The organism is Kroppenstedtia sanguinis, assembly GCF_050433445.1.
Lineage (GTDB): Bacteria > Bacillota > Bacilli > Thermoactinomycetales > DSM-45169 > Kroppenstedtia > Kroppenstedtia sanguinis.
The window spans coordinates 67,226-88,804 of sequence record NZ_JBNPXF010000006.1 but is presented as its reverse complement, the minus strand read 5'-3'; the positions used below and the strand labels follow the sequence as shown (position 1 = coordinate 88,804).

Genomic DNA, 21,579 nt, shown 5'->3' with positions numbered 1-21,579 from the left:
CGTAAGAATTGAACAATGATGGTTGTTTCCAGCAGCTTGTCTTTAATTCGATATTCTGGAATAAATGAAATTTGGGGTGTTCAAATTGATTAGAGAATTAAAGAAGGATGAGGAGTTGCCGTTGGAGTTATTATTGTTGGCGGATCCATCAGAGAAGCTAGTCAGAGAATACATTTCAAGAGGTAAGTGCTTTATTATGGATCTTGATGGGTTCATCATAGGTACTTATGTCCTTATTCCAACCCGACCAAAAACAGCAGAAATTGTAAATATAGCGGTGAATGAAGATTTTCATGGTCAAGGATATGGAAAACAACTTGTCCTCCATGCAATTGAAACGGCAAAACATGAAGGTTATAAAACCGTTGAAATAGGAACTGGAAATTCAGGAGTCGTTCAATTGGCATTATATCAAAAATGCGGTTTTAGAATGACTTCTATTGATCGCGATTTTTTTATTAGACATTACGATAAACCAATTTTTGAAAATGGCATCCAAGTCATCGATATGGTCCGACTTTCGCAAGATTTATAAAGGTTTGTCGTCTTAGAAATGTCTTCAACATCGGGCGTGATTGGTGAAGAACTTAATACCCCAGGATGCACAATCCTCGTTGGATAGCCTATAACCTTTCATGAATTAAAATCGGATCCAGGCCGTTTAAGGGAATTCCGCAAAAAGTGCTTAAAAGATATCGACAACGGGTGGCGACGGAGGATCTTCGTGAAATAAGAGGGCATCCAGCCCCGCCTTCAGGCGGGCAGGTTCTATTCGATTTGCAAAAGGTACGAGTACAGATTAGGTCTGCATGAATAAGCCCATACGGGGGTTAGCCACTTCGCTTCATGCGAAGTGGCTGTTTTTTTGATTTTGGGATCAGGATTTCCAGTTTTCATCGAATCACAAACCGCAGATTAGTTTGTATAGCAAACTTGGTACAGAAAAAAACACCCGACTTAAAAAGCCAGGTAAAAAGTCCGGCTGATGGAGGAATTTAACGTGCTGTTTTCTCGAGGGGTTGGGAGAAGACAGGGAAACTATCAAGGGATTGCATCAGGGTGGTGGTGTCTTTCCATGTGCGTTTCAAGGTCTGTTCCGATAGTCCGGGATAGGAAGGGCCTGTCCATTTCCCCTTTTCTTCGATGGGGAGCACCGTGAATCGTCTTACCCCGTTCCGGTTGTATTTGTGGACATAGGTGGGCAAATAAGAGACCTGTTGCAGTTGAACCGGCTGGTTCACGCTTGTCCGATGTAGATCGAGGTACAGGATGATTCCGTCATTGGTGTAGGTTTTCAGTTGATCAGAGATGAAGTTGCCGAGGGAATAGATTGCAAATTTTTCTTCTCCTTCTATCCTCTGACGCTCCATCGGTTGCAGTACATGAGGGTGTCCACCTAAAACGACATCGGCGCCTCCTTGTAATAGCTTCTTGACGAGTCGTTTCTGTTCTTCGTTGGGTTGTCGCTGGTATTCTTGTCCGAAGTGGAGTGTGACCACGACAAATTCAGCACCCCGCTCGCGACTTTCGCGAATCTCTTTCAGGATTCGATTTTCATCAATCCCATTCACCAAGTAATCCTTGCCTTCAGGAAGGGGGATTCCGTTGGTTCCATAGGTATAGGCGGAAAAGGCGAGAGTGATCCCGTTTTTTTCGATGAGGAGGGGTTTCTGTGGCTCCGGCCCCGGAGAGGTTCCAATCGGTTGGATCCCCAGTTCCGTCAGTTTCCGGTGGGTGCGAAGGACTCCGGATTCACCGGCATCCATCGTGTGATTATTGGCGGTGGACAAGAGATCAAATCCCGCTTTTTTCAGGGAGTCACCAAGGGCGTCTGGGGAACGGAAGAGGGGATAACCGGAATAGGATTTCCCGTTGCCTGGCAAGGTGGTCTCCAAGTTTCCTATGACGAGGTCGCCCTGAGAGAGCCAAGGCTGAATCTCCTTGAAAAAGGAATCGAAATTATAAGTTCCGGAATCGGTTTTTCCAGCACGGATCTGAGTATCATGCATCATGATATCCCCGACGACGGCTAGTCGCAAGGAGGAAGGCTGAGCTGTTGCTGCCTCGGTTTTCGCGGTGGTAGGGGTTTCAGCAGTACAGCCGAGACAGATGACTAAGAGAAGGAAGAGGATCAGATGGGGAACTCGACCTGTCATGAAGAAACACATCCATTTCAAATTGGATTGATCTTTTTATTATACCTGAATTGGCTTTTTTCATCGCGTTGACTCCCATTTGCAGCCAAGGGTATAATGGACAGGTCAAAATCGAGATGGAGGTTTGAACGTGCTTACCACATTAGGTAATATTTCCGCCCATGTGGGGGAGCAAGTCCGCCTGGGCGCATGGCTTTACAATAAACGGTCCAGTGGTAAAATCCAATTTTTACAACTACGGGATGGAACCGGCTTCATTCAAGGGGTATTGGTGAAAAACAAAGTCTCTCCTGAGGTCTGGGAAGCGGCACTGGAGTTGACTCAAGAGAGCTCGCTTTATGTGGAAGGGGGGATTCGTGCCGATGAGCGGGCTCCCAGTGGCTATGAGATGGATGTGACCTCCATTGAGGTGATTCAGCAAGCACAGGATTATCCGATCGCGCTGAAGGAGCACGGAGTGGAATTTCTGATGGATCATCGCCATCTGTGGATCCGTTCGCCACGACAGCGAGCGATTCTTCGCATTCGGGCCCAGATCGTTCAGGCAGTTCGGGGCTGGCTGGATGGACAAGGCTTCACTCTGGTGGACCCGCCGGTTTTGACCCCCTCTTCCAGTGAAGGGACGACCAACCTCTTTCACACCAAATATTTTGATGAAGATGCTTACCTTACCCAGAGTGGGCAGCTGTATATGGAGGCTGCGGCGATGACCCTGGGCCGGGTTTATTCCTTTGGGCCTGCTTTCCGTGCGGAAAAGTCGAAAACCCGGCGCCATCTGATCGAGTTCTGGATGATCGAGCCGGAGATGGCCTTTGTGGAACATGAAGAGAATCTGGTAGTTCAGGAAGACATGCTGACCTATCTGGTGCAGCATGTTTTGGAAAATTGCCAGGAAGAGTTGAAGGTTCTCGGTAGAGATCTGGCGTCCTTGGAGAAGGTGAAGGGACCCTTCCCTCGCATCACCTATGATGAAGCGGTGGATCTTTTAAATCGGGAGGGGATGGAATTCACCTGGGGAGAGGATTTCGGTGCCCCCCATGAGACGAAGATTGCAGAGAGTTTTGACCGTCCGGTCTTTATCACGCACTATCCCACAGAGATTAAAGCTTTCTATATGAAACCAGATCCTTCCCGCCCCGAAGTGGTCCTGTGTGCAGATTTGATTGCCCCGGAAGGGTATGGGGAGATCATCGGCGGAAGTCAGCGGATTGATGATCCGGCTTTGTTGGATGAAAGATTCCAACAATATCAACTCCCCCGAGAAGATTACGCCTGGTATTTGGATCTTCGGAAATACGGGACGGTTCCTCATTCGGGATTCGGATTGGGTCTGGAACGAACCGTGGCCTGGATTTGCGGTTTGGATCACGTTCGGGAGACAATTCCCTTCCCCCGGATGCTGAATCGATTGTATCCGTAAAGTACAGGTATGACTCCTCCCCGGAGGGGAGCATCGGTACATAACCGGTGCTCTTTTTGTTTTCAAGTCTGTTTTTCCATTTTTTCAGTTGCTATAGTAGAGGGTGAGGTGAAAAGGATGGACCGAAAGATCTCGCCACACTCCGCTTTGGTTGATGTCCTGCAGCAGGGTTCCATCTCCTTTCCGGTCTTGCTATTTACAGAGTACAAACGATTAGGATTGAATGAAGGACAAATGATGCTTTTGTTACATATCCTTCTTTTCAACGAAAAGGAAGGTATTGCTTTTCCTACGGTCAGTCAGCTAGAGGAGCGAATGAGTGTCAAAGGGGATCGAATTGTACAGTGGTTACAGGTCCTGGTCAGAAAAGGGTTTCTTTCTATCGAGGAGATGGTGGATGAGGAGGGGCTCCGTTCTGAACAATACTCCAGCGCTCCCTTGTTGCAACAGTTGGCAGCTTCCTATCTGGATCGGGAGTCGATTCAACCAGATGATACAGTGGAAGAGGCTTATGATAATCTGTTTCAGCTTTTTGAGCGGGAATTTGGCCGCCCTCTGTCCCCAATGGAATGTGAGACACTGACCCAATGGTTAGATGAGGATGCTCATCCGGAATCCCTGATTGTCGCAGCTCTCCGAGAGGCGGTCTTCTGCGGGAAGATGAGTTGTCGCTATATCGATCGAATCCTGCTTGAATGGCAACGTAACGGGATTCAGTCCCCTGAAGAGGCGGTGGAATACTCCCGGAAGTTTCGGTCCTCGGGGATTTTGTATCAGTCCGACTCCCTCCAGGGCGCAAAGGAAAAAGCAGAGGAATTTTCACTGTACAATTGGGTAAAACAAGGATCTTGACGGAGGCCTCGGGCCTCCGTCTATTTTTCTATCATGGGGGCATTCGACATCGTTGCAGAGGGATTCCTTGACATACATTGGAAGGGAAGGGAGGCCATATGGAATGTTTGTGGATGTGGGAGTTTTGCTCAGTAGAGGCACCTTGAGAAAAATTTTGAGAGGTCGCCTCTCCTATGAATTCATCGAATTATATGATCGTTTTGCGCGACAGATCGGCTTACAGCCAATTTTCTTCAGTCCAGAAGGGTTGTCGACTCCGACTTGGCAGGTCAAGGGTGTGGTGCGAACGGCCACCCGCCATTACCGGTGGGTGGTTCGACCGATTCCATCTGTGATTCACAACCGGATCAAGCCGCTGGAGCTTCCATCCGGATTGAAGAGGATTCAGGAAAGAGGATGTGTCCGGTTGTTCAACGGCGACAACCGCCTCGATAAGTGGAAGGTATACGAGCTGCTCCGTGGGATTCCTCGCTTGAAAGAGCACTTGCCGGAAACCGAGCAGGTGTCCCCGGGTATGGTAGATAGGGTAAACTCCTTTCTGCAAAAGCATCCTCAAATCTATCTGAAACCCTGTGACAGCAGTCTGGCCAGGGGGATCTACAGAGTGGAGCACGCAGGGGAGGGAAAGGTACGGATGAGCTCCTCTTTCGGAGAAGCGAAGATACTCTCGACCAGGGAGGTTGCAGATCGGGTGTTCCAGGCGGAAAGGCCTTATCTGGTCCAACAAGGGCTGGATCTGTTTCGATTGAAAGAGAGGCGACCGGTGGATATCCGGGTCTCTGTTCAAAAAGGAGAGGATGGAAATTGGTCTGTCAGCGGCATGGTGGCTAAGGTGGGAATACCTGGAGCGATCGCGACTAATCTGACGGTGGGTGGATCTTCCCGCCCATTGAATTCTGTTCTCAGTGAAGCGGAATTCACGCAGGATGCCCTCCTTTCTTCTATCGAGGAGGTCTCCTTGCTGACGGCGAGAACCCTAGATGACCAGATTCCTGGCTTGGCCGACCTGGGATTGGATATCGGAGTGGATTCTTCCGGCAAGGTCTGGTTGATTGAAGTGAATGGCCGAGATCTGCGGATTACCTTCCTCCAAGCAGGGGAGAGGGAGATGTGGGAGAAGACCTTCCAACGCCCGATGCAATATGCGGGGCATCTGGTTCGGGAAGAGAAGAGGAGGCGTATGGAACAGCCGGTCACCCTCTTTTGGACTCCGGGAGCATTGGATTTGTCGGGCAAAGAAAGCGGCTCTGTGGAAACATCGGTCCGGGAGGTGTCCGAACGAATCGCTTCCAATGGTGAAATCCACGTATTGGGTCGCGGGGGAGAAGGTTTGATCCGGGCGCATCTTTTGGCGATCGATACCTCGAATCGCCGAAGCTATCTGAACCAAGGCTTGGCAGAGCTGCGCCGTCTCCGTCCTGATCTCATACAGGTGGAAAACCGTCCCGAATTGCTTCCTGAGGTGCGAATGGCTTGTCCCCGGGCAAAAGTTTTGTTATCACTCCATTCCGGCCGTTTTCTCCAAGTTTTTTCCCGTTCCCGCTTACGGCTTCACTTCCGTTTTGCAGATGGGCTGCTGGTAAATAGTCGATATCTGAAAAATACTCTGGTAGGCATGTTTCCCGAATACAGGGAAAAGGTGTGGATCGATTATCCCGGCGTGGATCCAAACCGTTTTTCCCCTGCAAAGGAGTCGGTAAACCGGGATCGAATTCGGGTGGAGCTGGGATTGACAGATAAAAAGGTGATTCTGTTTGTAGGACGGGTGGTCCCGCAAAAGGGGGTTCACCTGCTGGTGAGCGCCTTCCGGAGAATGTTGAGGGATGATCCAGATCTCCATCTTTTGCTGATTGGTAGTAACCGTTACGGTCGCCCGGTGGAGACTGCCTATGTCCGAAAGCTGAAAAAAGAGATCCGACCGATCTCTCAGTCTGTCACTTGGATTCCCTATACAGATCACGAAAAGATGCCAGGATATTACCAAGCGTCGGATTTGTTGGTGACTCCATCTGTGGAACGAGAGTCCTTCGATTTGGTGAATCTAGAAGGGATGGCTTGTGGACTTCCTCTGATTTCTGCTCGGACCGGTGGCATTCCCGAAGTGGTGGTGGAGGGGAAGACGGGGATTCTGCTCTCCGAAACGGAATTGAAGAGGGGGGATTTGGCTGATGCTTGCACCCAGCTCCTCAATCAACCGGAGAAGCGGAGGCAAATGGGGGAAAGAGGAAGAAGTCGTGCCGTGTCCTTCTTCACATGGGATGAATCCGCCAAAGGGTTACAGCAGATCCATAAGCGAATGTTGCGGGAGACGCCAACCTGAATCCAGGGAGGGTCTTTGTTTGCAACTGAAAATGCACGCGGTGAATTATCCGCGTGCAAGGGAATTGACGATTTTCTCGAATTTTTGTTTTCGGGAGGCTTTGAAATAGATCACAGAACCGGTAGGTGTGCTGTGCAAGTGTCGCAGCAGAGCATTTCTATTGGAAAAATGGTGGACCCGATGGGGATCCATGCCGACGGCGACGGCTGTTCGCCCGATCTCCTGGGCTTTTTGTCCGTATGTGATTAGTTGATGCAGGTTCATTCGGGCAGCAAATCGGCCTACCTCACGGTGTCCAGTTCGGGTATATCCCCCTAATTCCATCATATCCCCCAAGACGGCAATACTGGGTCGTTTGGAGGATAAATGTTTCAAAACGGAGAGTCCCGCTTTCATGGCAGAGGGATTGGCGTTCCATGCATCGTTGATCAATGTGCGGCCCTGGGTGCCCCGGATTCTTTGCAGGCGCATTCGAGGCAGTTTCACCTTGGCCAGGCCGTCCCGGATTTGATGAAAACCGATGCCTAAAGTTCTCGTAATGCCGATGGCGGCCAGAGCGTTCAAGATATTGTGGTCTCCCCAGGTGGGAATGAAAAATCTGCCTTTTTTTCCTTCGGTCATCACATCGAAGGACATCCCGTTTGTGCTGTATTGGATGTTCCCACCCCGGATGTCGGCGGGGTTTCGGATTCCGAAGGTATAGACAGATCCTCGAAATCGGCGCGTGGAGAGTTGTTTGGAACGCTGACAGTCGGCATTGAGGTACAGGGTGGCACCAGGGCGAAGGCCATCAATGAGTTCTTGTTTCGCCTTGACCACTTTTTGGACGCCTCCAAGGTGGCCGGCATGGGCTTCCCCCACATTGGTCACTGCCCCCACTGTTGGGCGAACGACCCGGCATTGGCGGGCGATATTATTAAAGGATTTCATTCCCATCTCCAGCATGAGAATTTCATCCCCAGGAGATAACCTCAACAGATAAGACGGAAGGTAGGTAAAGGTATTCAGATTGCCCTGGGTGTGAACCACTCGCTTGGAACGTCGGAGAATGGAAGTAACCATGGAGGTGGTGGTGGATTTGCCAGCACTCCCAGTGACAGCGGCCACCCGAGGATAAATTTGTTTCCAGTTCCAGTTGGCCAAACGCCAGATGGCTTGATTCACATCAGGAACCCGTACAATGGCTACGGAACTCGGAATCGAAGACCCGGAGATACCTTCTTGAAGAACGGCTGCGGCAGGGGGAGTCGACTGCAATCCGGCCAATTGTTTATCCCATGAACGGGACTTGGAGTAAAAGTAGATCTGATTTTTGGCCAGTCTTCGGGGCTTGCCCAGATTGGCCGCGCGGAGGGTCCGCCCCCCATCCCCGCGGATCAAGGTTCCCCCGATAATTTGGATACATTGATTCAGGGTGAGGGATTTCGTAAGTACCGCCTCCTCTTTCCCCATCATGACGGATGGATGCTCGTAAACATCCTATTCGGTAGCGGGGTCATGCGGCACGGAGGAGATGCCCATATTAGAATGAGAGCCGAAGCAAGCCGGCTCTCATTCCCTGTTAGAGTTGTTTTCCCTGCTTTCGCAGTTGTTGTCTATGTGGAGCAGTTTTGTAGAGTTGCCTTTCTTCTTCCGTCTGGGGTTGGACCGGAGGGACCGGCTTCGGTTTTCCGTGTTCATCCACGGCTACCATGGTGATAAAAGAGGTGGCTGTCAATCTCTTTTCTCTTTCGGGTAATTTCTCTGAACTCACTTTGGCATAGACCTCCATCGAAGTGCGCCCTGTCCAAGTGACAAAACCCTCCACGGTGATAATATCCCCTTCTTTTACGGGAGTCAGAAAATCGACGGAGTCAAAGGAAGCGGTCACGACTGCTTCTCCGCTGTGGCGCATGGCTGAGATGGCGGCTACTTCATCGAGATAGGCCAAAATAGTCCCGCCGAAGATGGTACCCATATGGTTGGTATCCGGAGGCAACACCAGAGAGGTTTTAATTGTGCGAGAACGTTCTGTTGGTACGGGTTTCACAGGGATCTCTCCTTTGGTAGCTCATCAGACGCATGAGTCAGGTACTTTCACCTAGTATGTGAAAGTACCTGGATTCAAATGAGGCCAGCGTTCGATGATCAAAGGATTTCATGAAGAGATGAAACTGTCAAGCCTATGACAAGAGTGAAGATTCCTGCTTCGGTTTAATGGTGGGTTGCTTTCTTTTTGACACGGTGACCGAGGGCGAGGACTCCAATGATGATGACTGCATTCAAGGTCCATTTCAACACCGGTTGTTCTATGAAAAATTCTTTCAAGAAGGGCTCATCCACGATCATGTTAGAAGCAGTCCAGGCCAATACACCAGAGCCGACATAGATGATCCAAGGATAGCGTTCAATCCATTTCAGGATAATGGTGCTCCCCCATACGACAATCGGAATGCTGATCATCAGCCCAAGAATGACGAGTAGGTAACTGCTGTGGGCGGCGCCGGCAACGGCCAACACGTTATCCAAGCCCATGACGGCATCTGCTACGATGATGGTTCCGATGGCCCCCCATACATGGCTGCTGGCTTTCACATCTTCCTTTCCTTTTTCTTCGATGAGAAGTTTAAAGGCGATCCAGATCAGGATTAATCCGCCAATCAGTAGCAGGCCAGGAATCTTCAACAACCAAACCACTGCCAAGGTAGCTGCAGCCCGAATGATGATGGCTCCGACGGTTCCGCCGATAATCACTTTCTTTTGATTTTCCTTGGGAAGGTTCCGAGCAGCCAAGCCAATCACAATGGCATTGTCCCCGGCTAAGACCAAGTCGATGATAATGATGGAGATCAGTGCTTGCAGAAAATCCAATGAAAAGATGTCGGTCATGAGTTTCAACCTCTCTTTTTGGGAATATAAAAAGACCTTCACCACAAATTAGTGGTAAAGGTCTCACAAACAACGCCGAGCGTCGTCAACAAAGCCGGGGACCGCCCATCCCGTAATGACGACTTTGTTGTTAAAGCTACTCCCCTTTATCAGGAAAAAGACGATATGTAATTGAATAAAATCATCGTACGAAAAAAACAGGATTAAGTCAAGTCTTCTTTTGCCCGTTTTTTCTCAAAGGAGAGTGGGGGACCCGAGATGGATAACTGATTCAGGGAGGTGCGATCCCCCAGGGCTCCCTGTTGACGAATTGCCCGTCGGATGGACTCCAGATGTTCCCAATGCTTTTTGACTGCGGCACGCCCTTCTTCTGTGATTCGAATGGTGGTCTGTGGGATTTTTTTTCTGACAAAATGTTTGTCGATGGTCACCAGCTGAGCATTTTCCAATTTGGTCAAGTGACTGGAGAGATTTCCCTTAGTCAATCCAGTCAGTTCCTGCAGAAACAGAAATTCAGCCAAGGTACATGCAGACAGCGCGCTCAGAATGGCTAGCCGGGCCGGTTCGTGGACCAGTTTGTCCACACGGGTCAGCTCTTTGTATGGCAACACGTAAAAATCCCCCCAATGGGAATCTTTTGTCTGTTTATTTTACAATAATATACCGACTTATTTTTATCAATAACTAGTTTGTAATATAAACCCTGAATTTCTGATTTGTTTAAGTATAATTACCCTTTGTCTATACATAAAGCCCCCTTTGGGGGCTTTATTATTTCGTTCCCGGTCTCACTTGTTTATAATAAAGGGGACGCAGGAGGGGTCATCCACAAAGCGAATCCGATCCAATTGACTTTTCACGGATCCGCGAATCCCTTGAAGGTATTTTTGGCGGAGCTGTTGCTGCTCTTCCTTTTCTGCGGGAGTGAGTCCCTCTGCTTTCTGTTTACGGGCCAGTTCATTGATCCGTTGGATCAGTTCGTCAGTAATCACCAGCATCACTCCTTCATTCAACACTTTACAGAATGAAAAGGCATATGGCAAGGATGGAAAGGAGGATGCGGAGTTGAAAGGCATTCTGTATGCCAGGATTTCCGCCCAAAACCCAAAGCAGGAGAGCAGTTTGAAAGGGCAAGTGGAAGCATTAAGCGCTTGGGCCAGCGAGCTCGGTGTAGAAGTGGTGGAGACGATTACCGAAGGGCATAGCGGCTGGGATCTGGATCGTGAGGGAATCCTTCGCCTGTTGGACGCCATCCGAGAAAAGCAGGTGGAAGTGGTGTTGGTACATGATGACAGCCGCCTGGGAAAGGAGGATACCAAGCTGGCGATCATTCACCAGTTGACCCGTGCGGATTGTAAGATATACAGTCTTTGGTCCAAAGGAGAGCTGGAGTTGAGCGCGGGCGAATGGAGGATACTGGAAACGATGGCCCGAGTGGAGGAGCTGCAACGCAATTGGATGAAGCGAAAAATTTCTGAGGGGATCCGCCGGGCAGTCCGGGAAGGGTATCGTCCGGAAAAAAACTTAAAAAACAGGGAACAGGGTGGCCGCTCCCGAAAGGAGGTGCCTCTGGAACAAATTGTGGCCTTACGGGAGAGAAAGCTGACTTTCGAGGAGGTTGCGGCCACACTGCAAGGTTTCGTTTATGATGTCTCTCGGGCAACGGTTCACCGTCGGTACCTGGAATGGCAGAAGGCCCAGATTTCTGAAGGGAAGCCAGAAAAAGAAGGCTACATATCAAAGTAATGGAGTGGTTGCAGAATGGATTGGAAACGGTTTGGAGAGTTGACGCAACTGCCCGGAGTGCCGGGAGCCGAAGGTGAAGTGCGGGAATACCTACAACGGGAGATTAGTGAATTGACTGATGAGACCGTCCAAGATCGTCTGGGCAGTCTGTTTGGGGTTCAACGGGGAAAGTCGGAGAGCCCCCGCGTCATGGTAGCAGGTCATATGGATGAAGTAGGATTTATGGTGACCCGGATCACAGATAAGGGATTTATTAAGTTTCAGACCCTGGGAGGTTGGTGGGGTCAGGTGATGCTGGCCCAGCGGGTGGAAGTGATTACGCAAGATCGGAAACGGATCCCTGGAGTGATTGGCTCGATGCCACCGCATCTGTTAAATGCAGAGAAAAAGAAGATACCGATGGAGATCACGGAGATGTTTATCGATATCGGAGCGGATCATGCGGAAAAGGTGGAGAAGTGGGGGATTCAACCCGGGGACGCGATCGTACCGGTTTGCCCGGTGGTGGAGATGGAAGGGGGCAGCCGACTGATGACCAAAGCGGTGGATAACCGATTTGGCTGTGCCCTGTCTTTGGAGCTTCTGGAGGATTTAAAAGACCACACTCACCCCAATACGGTATATGCCGGGGCGACCATCCAGGAAGAAGTAGGTCTCCGAGGGGCAGTTACGGCGGCACAAAGGGTGAAACCCGATGTTTTCTTTGCAGTGGATGTAGGGCCGGCGGGGGATACGCCTGGAGTGGAGAACGGTTTCGGAGAAGTGGGAAAAGGGGTAGTCATCCGCTTGATGGATCGTTCGATGGTACCTCTTGCCGGGATGCGTCGCTTTTTGGTGGAGACGGCGGAAGAAGAGGGGATTCCCTATCAATTCTTTGTCTCTCAAGGGGGAACGGATGCCGGCTCTGTCCATACCACCGGGGAAGGGGTTCCATCCGCTGCAGTAGGGATCTGTGCCCGTTACATTCATTCCCATGCCGCCGTCGTAGATCGGGGGGATATCCAGCAGGCGAAGCGCTTTTTAACCGCAGTGGTTCGTCGCCTCGATGAACAACAGTTGAGTCAGATCCGTGGACAATGATCCATCCCAACCCTACTCTCAGCCCGGAAGCCCATTTCCGGGCTGTCATTCTAAATACAAGGGGGAGATGACTTGACGCAGAAATCACCGTCGAATGGAGGCCTTCGGCCTTGGAGGTTCACTGAAATTCTGGACGGCGTCTTTCGTGCCCTCCGAACCAACCTTCGATCTGTTTGGATGGTGTGTGGAACGTTTATCGGTTTAGGTACCTTTTTTTTGTATTTTTCCATGTTTCAGCTGGATTCCGGTCCAAGTGGGACCGATCCAGCGAATGAGATGTTACTTGTGATCTCTGGTTTGGTCTATATCCTGTGCTACATGTTCCTGGGGCCATTTGCAGGTGCTTCTGTAACGGGAGTGACCCAAGGATTTGTACGGGGTGAGGCTGCCCTCTCTCTGAGACAAGCTTTCCAGCTGGCGATCCGATTCGGTGGGCAGACTCTGGCGACCGTCTGGATCAAATGGATTTTGATCCTGGGGGCGATGATCGTTCCCCTGACCCCCGGACTCTTGGTAGGATTGGCTGGATGGTGGCAAGTCGCTTTGGTGTTCCTCCTTCCAGGGGGGCTGGTCTCCCTGGGGTTCGGGATCTTCTTTTATGTTCGCTTTTTTCTGGCTGTACCTGTGATTCTGGAAGAAAATATCGCTTATTGGGGAGCTTTGAAGAGAAGTTGGCAGTTGACTCGGTGGTCTTTTTGGCGAATTTTTGGTTTGCTGATCCTGTTGGTCCTGATTCTCTATGTATTTAATATGCTTCCCTCTTTGGTTCAGGTGTTGTTGCTCCTTTCCGTTGAAACATTTTTTTCGCCAGGGTGGTTCTGGTTTGCCAATCTGGTTCAGGCTCTTCTCATGGCGATTTTGACAGCGTTACTGACTGCACCTGCCTGGATGATGGCAGCACTAGTGTATTTTGAACGGCGTACAAAAAAAGAAGGGATGGATCTAATCGAGGAGACCGATCGGTTGGAAGGGTCTGCTTTATAGCATGGAATGGACAGGAGGGTTTTCCGCCTATGTCATCGGAATACCAGGAGGTGCGACGACAGCTTGATGAGATATTAAAAGAAGAGGAGAGGGCACGTGGAAGTTGGTGGGTCGATCTGCAGAACCGACTCAATACATGGTACGATCAATGGGATGATCTACTTCGAGGATGGTTGAGGGATCTGTTCGGAATTCAGATACCAGTGGGATGGGGCTGGTTACTTCCGGTACTGATCCTGCTGATCCTGATTCTCGCTTTTTTCTGGATCCAGCGGAGGGTTCATTATACCCGTCGTGTGGAAGAAGACGCAGGTTCTTCTTCGATGCCTGTAGGTGAAGAGGTTCAACACTGGTGGGAAGAAGGGGAAAAGAAAGCGGAGCAGGGAGATTACAAGGAAGGGATCCGGTGTTTGTTCTGGGCTGTGCTTACGGCACTGCATGAACGCGGGGTATTGATCCGCTCAGATCATAAAACGAACCGGGAATACCGGCGAGAAGTGGAGCAAAACGGTTCCAGTCTGTTGTCTCTCTTTTCCGCTTTGACCCTTCGATTTGATTTAGTTTGGTATGGACAACTTCAAGCAGGGGATGGAGACTATCGGAAATTCCGTCGCCTGTCCGCTCTCTTGATACAAGGGGGTGACCGTGAATGAAGGGGAAAGCCAAGGTTTGGGCACTTGGATTGATGATCCTGCTGGTCGGGATAGGGGCCGGTTGGTTCCTCTCCACTTGGTTGGATGCTTCCCATCCCCCGTATTCCAGCCGAAGTTCAGCAGAAGAGGGTTTAAGAGGGATCTACCGGTTATTGGATCATCGGGGAGTTCCCGTGGACCGCTGGGAGGCGAGTTGGAACCGTCTGCCTGATTCCTCAGGACATGTTCTCTGGATTGTGGAACCCCAGGGGATGATGTTGACTAATCCTGCTTTGGAAAGCTTGCAAAAGTGGATTCAACAGGGAAATACGGTGGTGATCTGGTCCAAACCGGGTAATTTACTCTCTGATCGGCTGGGGTTACAGGCCCATGGAGGGCATCAGGGAGAACAAGAGATTCATATGTCCCAGGTTTCCGATGGCTGGCGAACCCAGGTCCGAACTCTCCATTTTGCTTCAGATGGCAGGCTGGATTCCTCTGCTGACCTAGACGAGGCATGGATGGATCAAGAGGGGATCGTCCGGGTGGGGATGCGAAACATCGGGAAGGGAGCGGTTTTTTACATACCAGAGGCGGAGCCGATCACCAATGAGGGGATCGATCAGGGGGATCATGTGGCACTGGCTCTGTACTTGGCTTCTCTGACAAAGGGTCAGGGGAAGGTCTGGTTTGATGAGACGGTGCACTGGGAGGGACTGCTGCCTTCTCAGATGGAAGAGGAGACTTTGGGTTTGACTGATCTGTTCACTCCGATGATGTGGTGGTTTGCGCTGCAACTTTTCTTGTTGTTTATCCTGTGGTTGTATCGCAGAGGAAAACGATTTGCCTCTCCCCGCTGGGAAAATGTGCGTGTGACGCGTACCGGGAACGAATATATTCGAGCTATGGCTTCCCTTTATGAACGGGCTGGCTTGGGACAGGAAGCCCTGGATATTCAGCTAAATGCCTTGATGAAGGAGATGAAAATTCGCCTGGGTCTGCCTCAGCAAGCTACAGAGGAAGTGGTGTATGAGCGGGCCGAACAGATGATGGGTAGGGATTTCACCCGACGTCTGCAAACCCTGGTCAGTGAAGTAAATCATTTGTCGGACTCGCCGAAAGGCCGCACCTTGATGCGATGGAGCCGGGAGATTCAAACCATGAGAGAGGAGATGGAAGCATGGAGTATCAAGGGAGGATCGACACGCAACGGATCGGAGACATTTCCGAAGGAGTGATTTCTCACTTGGAAAAAAAGGTTGTCGGTCAGCGTGAGTCGCTCCGATTTCTCTGGGGTTCCCTATTGACAGGAGGGCATGCACTGTTAGAAGGGGTACCGGGATTGGGCAAGACCTTGATGGTGCGAGCGTTGGGACAGGTGGTGGATGCTTCCTTCGCTCGCATCCAGTTCACTCCGGATCTGATGCCGGCAGATGTGACGGGGACCCAGGTATTTGATCTACAGTCGGGTCGATTTACCTTTAAGAAGGGCCCTTTGTTCCATCATCTCATCCTGGCGGATGAGATCAACCGGACACCTCCCAAAACCCAGGCGGCCCTCCTGGAGGCGATGGAGGAGGGACAGGTGACTGTGGATGGTGAGGGGAAGGGATTGCCACAACCTTTCTTCGTGGTGGCGACGCAAAATCCCATCGAATATGAAGGGACTTATCCCCTGCCGGAAGCGCAGCTGGATCGATTTTCAATTAAGCTGATGGTGGACTATCCTGAGGAAGAAGAGGAGATTGCGGTGCTTCGGGAACATCGGATGACAGAGCGCCGGGAATCCGCTCTTCTCCCTCAGGTAGGTGTGGAGGAGATCCTCGCTTGTCGGAAGATGTTGGAGGAAGTGCAGGTGGAAGAGTCGGTCCTTCGGTATATCGCCGGCATCGTCCGGGCCACCCGTCAGCATCCGCGGGTGATGCTGGGAGCCAGTCCCCGGGCGGGACTGAATCTCCTCAGTTTGGGAAAGGCGATGGCGGCCATGGAAGGGCGGGATTATGTCACTCCGGATGATGTAAAAACCGTGATGAAACCGGTACTTCGTCACCGTGTGGTACCCAACCCAGATGTGGAACTGGAGGGGTTAAATATTGACGACCTCATCGAAGAGATCACGAGTACGGTTGTGGTTCCGCGATAATGCCTGGGTGCCAACGCCTCGGTTGTTGGGCTGGACAGCGGTGGGAGCCGCGATCACTCTGGTGGCTTTCCTGTGGGATTCCACGGGCTGGACGCCTTTGGCCTGTTTAGGGATCGGTCTGATTTTCTCCATTGTGGATTTGTACTCGCTTTATCAATTTGGGAAGGTGGAGCTGAAACGCTCCCATCCCGCTTTTTTTGAAATCGACGAGGAGAATCGGGTGGAGCTGAGAGTCCGTCATCAGGCTCCCTATCCTGTTCGGTGTATCCTGCGGGACGATTTTCCCCAAGGTTTTCAAGTCAGCCGGCGAGAAATGGAACTCCGCCTGTCGCCGGGGCAAAGGGTCCAAGCGGAATATACGATTCGCCCCCACCGCCGGGGAATCCACCGATTCGGGCGGATTCATGCCCGCGTTAGCGGTCGTCTGGGTTTGTGGATGCGACAGCAGTCTGTGGAAGGTGGGGAGGAGATCCGGGTTTATCCCCGTTTGCAAGAGGTGAGAAGGGTGCGGGGTGGGGTTTACAAAAAGCAACTGTCCACGAAGGGCCCCTATGCCCGTCAAGGCCCAGGGCGAGGTTCGGATTTTTCTCATATCCGGGAGTATGTCCCGGATGACGAACCACGACAGATCAACTGGATGGCCACCGCCCGCCGGGGAAAGTTGGCCACCAATGTATATCAACCAGAGCAAGGGCAGCATGTAGCCGTTCTGATCGATTGTGGGCGGGTGATGGGAGTGAAGGATGGGGAGTTGACCCGTCTAGACCGAGCGGTGGAAGCTGTGCTCGCTTTTGTGGCGATCGCATTGGAGAGAGGGGATCAGGTGAGTTTGTTGGCTTTTTCCAATCGGATTCTGCGCTGGGTTCCTCCGGGAAAAGGACATTCTCATCTGCAACGGTTGGTGGAAGCCTGTTTCGATTTGGAGCCGGAATTTGTGGAGTCGGGTTATCGGATGGCGGTGGAGACTTTAGGTTTTCGCCAAAAACGGCGGGCCTTGGTTGCATTGTTCACCGATGCGGGCCATTTGACTTTTGCCGATGAACTGACAGAACAGTTGGCCGTGTTGCAGCGACGGCATCTGGTGATGACGGTGACCATCCGGGATCCGCTTTTGGACCGGGAAAGAAACCTGTTGCCCCGGGAAACGGGGGAGGTCTACCGGAAGTCGGTGGCGGAGGAGGTGAAGGAAGAGCGAACCGATCGCATGGACCTCCTGAAACGACGGGGAACGGTGGTGCTGGATGTCCGTTCCGGCCAGCTGGCCACCTCTGTAATCCACCAATACATCGAGATCAAAAACCGTGCCCTGCTATAGGAAGGCAACCAAAGAGACCCGGATGGCGGGTCTCTTTGGTTGTTGTGAGGGGGAACTGAAAATGATGAATCCAGACATAACCGCACGCCCCGGTTCATGGATTAAAATGAGGAACCGCTTTTTTCGAAAAGGGGGAATCCATGTGCTTGTCGCCGCGAGCGCCATGTTGTCCGTCACCCTTCTCACCGGTTATTCATTGCTGTTGATTCATCGCCACCGGGAGGATCTGACTTGTATGGTGACGATGATGCTGGCCATGGGAGTGGCCATGATGGGGAGTCTCTTGGTGGGAACGTTGCTCGGCGTGTTATTTAATGAAATGTTTGCCCCGACAGTCTACGCGGTCTTGGCAGGTATGGCGGTGGGATATTCCGCCGGCAGGCCTGTACACCTGATGGCCTCTCTGGACGGCATGTTGGCGGGAATCATGGGTGGGATGATGGGGGCGATGCTGGGCGTGATGGTTCATCGGGAGGCACCCATATATATGATCGGCTTGATGAATCTCATCTACGTGTTCACCCTGATCATGATCATCCGACTCATATATGAGGAAGTGAGGAGACAGCGGAGGCGGGTGCAAAAAACACCCCAGCCGATCCCGTGGTTGTTGCGGAAGCCATGGACATACAGTTTGCTCGTCGGGTTGGTTCTGTTGATCGCGGTGGACCAATCCTTATTTTCCGGGGAGATCCCGCTCAACCGCCTGTTGCAATTTCCTGAAGCCAATCCACTGTTTACTCCTTAGAAGCGTTGTGATTTGGTTCTGGCTGGGTCGGTCGGGATTGGGTTTCACATGTCGTTTTCGTTGTTCTGACGATCCAAAATCACTCCATGTGAAACCCACCCCTGCCTGCATAGCGAGACCGGGTGCGAAAGCACCCTGGCGAGACTTGTACTGGTGAGTGCATAGCGTGACCGGGGAGCGAAGCGACCCTGGGCATGTGGGTATGACGGCTTTTTCACAATGCTTTTAGTGGGGATCCGTTCCACACCTGGTGTGGAAAAAAGAAATAGAATGTAACACTCAGTTGAAACGGAAGTGGTGAGGGAGAGTATGGATGAGGGAAATCAGATCGGGATGCTCTTAAGGCATTTGCTGCAGGAACGTTCGATCTCGATGCGCAGGCTGAGCAGGCTGACGGGGATTGATACGGCAACGATCTCCAGAATCGCAAACGGGAAGCAACAAGCGAAGCCGAAGCACCTGAAGTTGTTTGCCCAATGTTTGGATGTCCCTTTAGATACCTTGTACCGAGCGGCCGGTTACAAAATAGACACGGTGAAGGTGGAGCAACAGTCGGATCTGCATGCCTCTGTGGATATGATTCAGGAATTTATCGGGGCTTCCAAAGGGCATGATCTGCAATACACGATCGATCGCGTCAAGCAAGAATTGGTGGTTTATGAACAATACGCCCTGACCGAAGAGGGCGAGCAGATGATTCAGAAAAAATTTCACCCCAAAGTCCGGCAGGTGGGTGGGGCGGGTCCTTTTATCGAGGAGTTGAAGCAGATCTATACACAGTACTCCAGGTCGGATCTGACTTCTTCGGAACGCGCCATCCTGGGGAGTGCTTTGTTGTACTTTATTCTGTCCACGGATATTATCCCCGACTATATCTTTCCGATCGGTTATCTGGATGACGCGATCGCGGTGAAGTTGGTTTTAAACCGTGTATCCAATATGAATAAATCCCGGGATGAAACGGAATCGGTCCAAAACTGAGCGATCCACAGTCGCCCCCCTTTGGCAACAAAGAGGGGCGACCCTTCATTTCTCTATCGAAGTTGGGATAACCATTCCGCCAACTTTTCCCGGTCTTCTTTCGGAATCTGACGCTGTGCGGGCATCTTGCCGATTCCTTTATCCAGGATGGATTCCAACTCTTTTTTGGAATATTTGCTCCCGGTCTTCTCCAGCGACGGACCGTATCCGCCCTGGAGGTTGTCGCCGTGGCAGTTGACGCAACTGGTGTAATAGGCGTCAGGGATTTGAGCGGAGGCAGGCTCTTTCTTGGGTTGAGAGGGAGGATGGGTGTCTTCGCCGGTGCAGCCGGTGAAGAGCAAACCGAGTGGCAACAGAGTAAGGAGAAGTTTGCGTTTGCTGAAGTGGTACCCTTTCATCCTGCAACGTCCTTTCAGAACTTAAATGGTGGAACCTCATTCAGTTTACCTCTCAAAACCGAAGGGAAGCAAATGTTTTCCATCCCGATCGGTGAACACTTCGTGGCCGTTCCGGGAGAAGATGAACAACTGGGGGACGAGTTTGGGGGGGACTTGTCCCCTTTTTGTTCCGGCCTTTTGTTACAATATCCGTATTGGATGCGGAGAGGTGAAAAGTATGGACGGGGAGCCGATCCTTAAAGTCGAACATGTGAGCAAAAAAATCGGGGATCAAGTGCTGGTGGAGGATCTCTCCTTTGCTGTCTTTCCGGGGGAGGTGTTTGGTCTGCTGGGACCCAACGGTGCGGGGAAGACGACGTTGATCCGGATGATCGTGGGCTTGATGTCGATTACGGAGGGGGAAGTATGGATCCGGGGTGCCCGGATCCGCAAGCAGTTTGAAGAGGCGGCCCGGCAAGTGGGGGCGATCGTGGAGAACCCTGAATTTTACCCCTTTCTTACGGGCTACAAAAACCTGCTCCATTTTGCCGGTATGGTTCCGGGGGTTGACAGGGAGCGGATCGATGAAGTGGTATCCTTGGTAAAGCTGAAACCAAGTATCCATCAACCGGTAAAAACCTACTCTCTGGGCATGCGGCAACGATTGGGAGTGGCTCAGGCGCTCCTGCATGAGCCCACCCTGCTGGTGCTCGATGAACCGACAAACGGTCTCGATCCGGCGGGGATTCGGGAGTTGCGTCAATATCTTCGCTATCTGGCGCGGGAAAAAGGAGTGGCGGTACTGGTTTCCAGCCATCTGTTATCGGAGATGGAACTGATGTGTGACCGGGTGGCGATCCTGCAGAAGGGCCGTCTGGTCGATGTGAGGTCCATCGGGGAGAAGGGACGGGGGGAGCTGGAGAGGATGGTTCAATTTGAAGTGAATCAGACCCACGATCTGAGTTCCATCCTGCAGGAGTTGGGATGGAGCGAAAGGGAAACCGAGATATTCTCCGATGGATTTGCAATTCGGCTGGCCCGGGAGGAGATCGCCCGACTGAACACCCGGTTGGCCAACAAGGGAGTCCATGTATACGGGATCCGCACCATCGAAAAAACACTGGAAGAGCGTTTTCTGGAGATGACGGAGAGTGATCGGATTGACTGATCTGTTGCGGCTGGTGAAAACCGAGGGGATGAAAGTGTTGGATCGGACCCGCACCTGGGTGTTTCTGATGCTCCTGGTCCTGTTGTCCTTTCTCTTTGCCATGGGCCGGAAGTGGATGGAAAACACCACCGGTTGGGAGGAAAATATGGGGGGATTTGTTCTGGACAGTTCCTCCCTCCTGTTTGTCGTGCAGTTATTGACGGTTGTGATCGCAGGGGAGATCGTGTCCAGCGAATTTGCATGGGGTACGGTGAAGCTGTTGCTGATCCGTCCGGTAAACCGAACGAAGGTCCTGTATTCCAAATATATGGTGGTCTTATGCTTTTCTTTGCTCTGTATGGCGGTGTTGTTCCTGAGTTCGATGTTGTTCGGTGCGGTATTGTTCCGGGTGTACTCCCCGGAGGGGATGGTTCTTCTCCGGGAGACGGGAGTGGTGTATGGATTGCGGTGGGTGGAGATCGTGATGGTGGCCACGATGGCGTTCATGCTTTCCACTCTGTCCCGCAGCTCCTCCCTGGGGGTGGGGCTCTCCATCTTCCTGGTTTTTGCCGGGATGATGCTGGTGGAGGGCTTGAAGATGATCGGGATCAGTCTGGGGAAGTACCTCCTCTTTGCCAATCTGGATCTCACACAATACCTGGAAGGGGCGATCCCGGCTTTTTCCGGGATGACTCCGGGTTTCTCCATCGGGATTCTGTCAGTCTATTTTCTGCTGTTTCATCTGATTTCCTGGCTCTCCTTCGTGAAAAGAGATATATCGATCTGAGTGGAATCAAAAAAATAAACAGA

At 51.5% G+C, this 21,579-nt stretch carries 23 protein-coding genes; 15 read left to right on the top strand and 8 right to left on the bottom strand.

Annotated features, from left to right (window positions below):
* Positions 1 to 64 precede the first annotated feature (64 nt).
* The gene (locus JOD24_RS05485; RefSeq protein ID WP_429246474.1) at positions 65 to 535 is read left to right on the top strand and encodes a GNAT family N-acetyltransferase; all 471 of its coding nucleotides are present in this window, start codon (positions 65 to 67) and stop codon (positions 533 to 535) included.
* A 460-nt stretch (positions 536 to 995) separates the two neighbouring features.
* Here the strand turns inward: JOD24_RS05485 and JOD24_RS05480 are convergent, their stop codons facing one another.
* Complete coding sequence (locus tag JOD24_RS05480; protein ID WP_429246473.1) at positions 996 to 2,156, bottom strand: CapA family protein; 1,161 nt, start codon at positions 2,154 to 2,156, stop codon at positions 996 to 998.
* Positions 2,157 to 2,286: 130 nt separating this feature from the next.
* Here JOD24_RS05480 and asnS point away from each other — a divergent pair, with 130 nt between their 5' ends.
* The 3 genes from asnS to JOD24_RS05465 all read left to right on the top strand — a co-directional run bounded on the left by asnS (position 2,287) and on the right by JOD24_RS05465 (position 6,748).
* On the top strand, positions 2,287 to 3,576 hold the full coding sequence (asnS, locus tag JOD24_RS05475; protein ID WP_380163185.1) for an asparagine--tRNA ligase: 1,290 nt from the start codon (positions 2,287 to 2,289) through the stop codon (positions 3,574 to 3,576).
* A gap of 117 nt (positions 3,577 to 3,693) precedes the next feature.
* On the top strand, positions 3,694 to 4,428 hold the full coding sequence (locus JOD24_RS05470; RefSeq protein WP_380163184.1) for a DnaD domain protein: 735 nt from the start codon (positions 3,694 to 3,696) through the stop codon (positions 4,426 to 4,428).
* 103 nt (positions 4,429 to 4,531) lie between these two features.
* Positions 4,532 to 6,748, top strand: coding sequence for a YheC/YheD family protein (locus tag JOD24_RS05465; RefSeq protein WP_429246472.1), 2,217 nt, complete (start codon positions 4,532 to 4,534; stop codon positions 6,746 to 6,748).
* A 45-nt stretch (positions 6,749 to 6,793) separates the two neighbouring features.
* Here JOD24_RS05465 and JOD24_RS05460 read toward each other — a convergent pair whose 3' ends face one another.
* The 5 genes from JOD24_RS05460 to JOD24_RS05440 all read right to left on the bottom strand — a co-directional run bounded on the left by JOD24_RS05460 (position 6,794) and on the right by JOD24_RS05440 (position 10,608).
* Positions 6,794 to 8,203, bottom strand: a complete 1,410-nt coding sequence (locus tag JOD24_RS05460; RefSeq protein ID WP_380163182.1) for a UDP-N-acetylmuramoyl-tripeptide--D-alanyl-D-alanine ligase — start codon at positions 8,201 to 8,203, stop codon at positions 6,794 to 6,796.
* Between the two features lie 106 nt (positions 8,204 to 8,309).
* Positions 8,310 to 8,777, bottom strand: a complete 468-nt coding sequence (locus JOD24_RS05455; protein ID WP_380163181.1) for an acyl-CoA thioesterase — start codon at positions 8,775 to 8,777, stop codon at positions 8,310 to 8,312.
* A 164-nt stretch (positions 8,778 to 8,941) separates the two neighbouring features.
* On the bottom strand, positions 8,942 to 9,616 hold the full coding sequence (locus JOD24_RS05450) for a TerC family protein (RefSeq protein WP_380163180.1): 675 nt from the start codon (positions 9,614 to 9,616) through the stop codon (positions 8,942 to 8,944).
* A 203-nt stretch (positions 9,617 to 9,819) separates the two neighbouring features.
* On the bottom strand, positions 9,820 to 10,227 hold the full coding sequence (locus JOD24_RS05445; protein ID WP_380163179.1) for a transcriptional regulator: 408 nt from the start codon (positions 10,225 to 10,227) through the stop codon (positions 9,820 to 9,822).
* A gap of 177 nt (positions 10,228 to 10,404) precedes the next feature.
* Complete coding sequence (locus JOD24_RS05440; protein ID WP_429246471.1) at positions 10,405 to 10,608, bottom strand: DUF896 domain-containing protein; 204 nt, start codon at positions 10,606 to 10,608, stop codon at positions 10,405 to 10,407.
* A 73-nt stretch (positions 10,609 to 10,681) separates the two neighbouring features.
* Here JOD24_RS05440 and JOD24_RS05435 point away from each other — a divergent pair, with 73 nt between their 5' ends.
* The 8 genes from JOD24_RS05435 to JOD24_RS05400 all read left to right on the top strand — a co-directional run bounded on the left by JOD24_RS05435 (position 10,682) and on the right by JOD24_RS05400 (position 18,264).
* Positions 10,682 to 11,362 (top strand): YneB family resolvase-like protein, encoded by a 681-nt coding sequence (locus JOD24_RS05435; protein ID WP_429246470.1) that lies wholly within the window; start codon positions 10,682 to 10,684, stop codon positions 11,360 to 11,362.
* Positions 11,363 to 11,377: 15 nt separating this feature from the next.
* Complete coding sequence (locus tag JOD24_RS05430; protein WP_429246469.1) at positions 11,378 to 12,442, top strand: M42 family metallopeptidase; 1,065 nt, start codon at positions 11,378 to 11,380, stop codon at positions 12,440 to 12,442.
* A gap of 72 nt (positions 12,443 to 12,514) precedes the next feature.
* Complete coding sequence (locus JOD24_RS05425; RefSeq protein ID WP_380163175.1) at positions 12,515 to 13,426, top strand: glycerophosphoryl diester phosphodiesterase membrane domain-containing protein; 912 nt, start codon at positions 12,515 to 12,517, stop codon at positions 13,424 to 13,426.
* 29 nt (positions 13,427 to 13,455) lie between these two features.
* Positions 13,456 to 14,079, top strand: a complete 624-nt coding sequence (locus tag JOD24_RS05420) for a DUF4129 domain-containing protein (protein ID WP_380163174.1) — start codon at positions 13,456 to 13,458, stop codon at positions 14,077 to 14,079.
* On the top strand, positions 14,076 to 15,296 hold the full coding sequence (locus tag JOD24_RS05415) for a DUF4350 domain-containing protein (RefSeq protein WP_380163173.1): 1,221 nt from the start codon (positions 14,076 to 14,078) through the stop codon (positions 15,294 to 15,296). The genes JOD24_RS05420 and JOD24_RS05415 overlap by 4 nt, the downstream gene beginning before the upstream one ends.
* On the top strand, positions 15,239 to 16,201 hold the full coding sequence (locus tag JOD24_RS05410; protein ID WP_380163172.1) for an AAA family ATPase: 963 nt from the start codon (positions 15,239 to 15,241) through the stop codon (positions 16,199 to 16,201). The genes JOD24_RS05415 and JOD24_RS05410 overlap by 58 nt, the downstream gene beginning before the upstream one ends.
* Positions 16,152 to 17,516 (top strand): DUF58 domain-containing protein, encoded by a 1,365-nt coding sequence (locus tag JOD24_RS05405; protein WP_429246468.1) that lies wholly within the window; start codon positions 16,152 to 16,154, stop codon positions 17,514 to 17,516. The genes JOD24_RS05410 and JOD24_RS05405 overlap by 50 nt, the downstream gene beginning before the upstream one ends.
* Before the next feature lie 142 nt (positions 17,517 to 17,658).
* A complete protein-coding gene (locus JOD24_RS05400) occupies positions 17,659 to 18,264 on the top strand; it encodes a hypothetical protein (RefSeq protein WP_429246467.1) in 606 nt (201 codons plus the stop codon).
* On the opposite strand, the gene JOD24_RS05395 is transcribed toward JOD24_RS05400, so the two are convergent.
* Positions 18,193 to 18,375 (bottom strand): hypothetical protein, encoded by a 183-nt coding sequence (locus JOD24_RS05395; protein ID WP_083820476.1) that lies wholly within the window; start codon positions 18,373 to 18,375, stop codon positions 18,193 to 18,195. The genes JOD24_RS05400 and JOD24_RS05395 overlap by 72 nt on opposite strands.
* Before the next feature lie 198 nt (positions 18,376 to 18,573).
* Between JOD24_RS05395 and JOD24_RS05390 the strand changes: the two genes are divergently transcribed.
* The gene (locus JOD24_RS05390; protein WP_429246466.1) at positions 18,574 to 19,245 is read left to right on the top strand and encodes a DUF1232 domain-containing protein; all 672 of its coding nucleotides are present in this window, start codon (positions 18,574 to 18,576) and stop codon (positions 19,243 to 19,245) included.
* A gap of 53 nt (positions 19,246 to 19,298) precedes the next feature.
* Here the strand turns inward: JOD24_RS05390 and JOD24_RS05385 are convergent, their stop codons facing one another.
* Positions 19,299 to 19,643, bottom strand: coding sequence for a c-type cytochrome (locus JOD24_RS05385; protein WP_009708666.1), 345 nt, complete (start codon positions 19,641 to 19,643; stop codon positions 19,299 to 19,301).
* Positions 19,644 to 19,860: 217 nt separating this feature from the next.
* On the opposite strand from JOD24_RS05385, the gene JOD24_RS05380 reads away from it, so the two are divergent.
* Both JOD24_RS05380 and JOD24_RS05375 read left to right on the top strand, forming a co-directional pair.
* Complete coding sequence (locus tag JOD24_RS05380) at positions 19,861 to 20,790, top strand: ABC transporter ATP-binding protein (protein WP_429246496.1); 930 nt, start codon at positions 19,861 to 19,863, stop codon at positions 20,788 to 20,790.
* A complete protein-coding gene (locus tag JOD24_RS05375) occupies positions 20,774 to 21,556 on the top strand; it encodes an ABC transporter permease (protein ID WP_009708663.1) in 783 nt (260 codons plus the stop codon). Before JOD24_RS05380 ends, JOD24_RS05375 begins: the two co-directional genes overlap by 17 nt.
* Positions 21,557 to 21,579 lie beyond the last annotated feature (23 nt).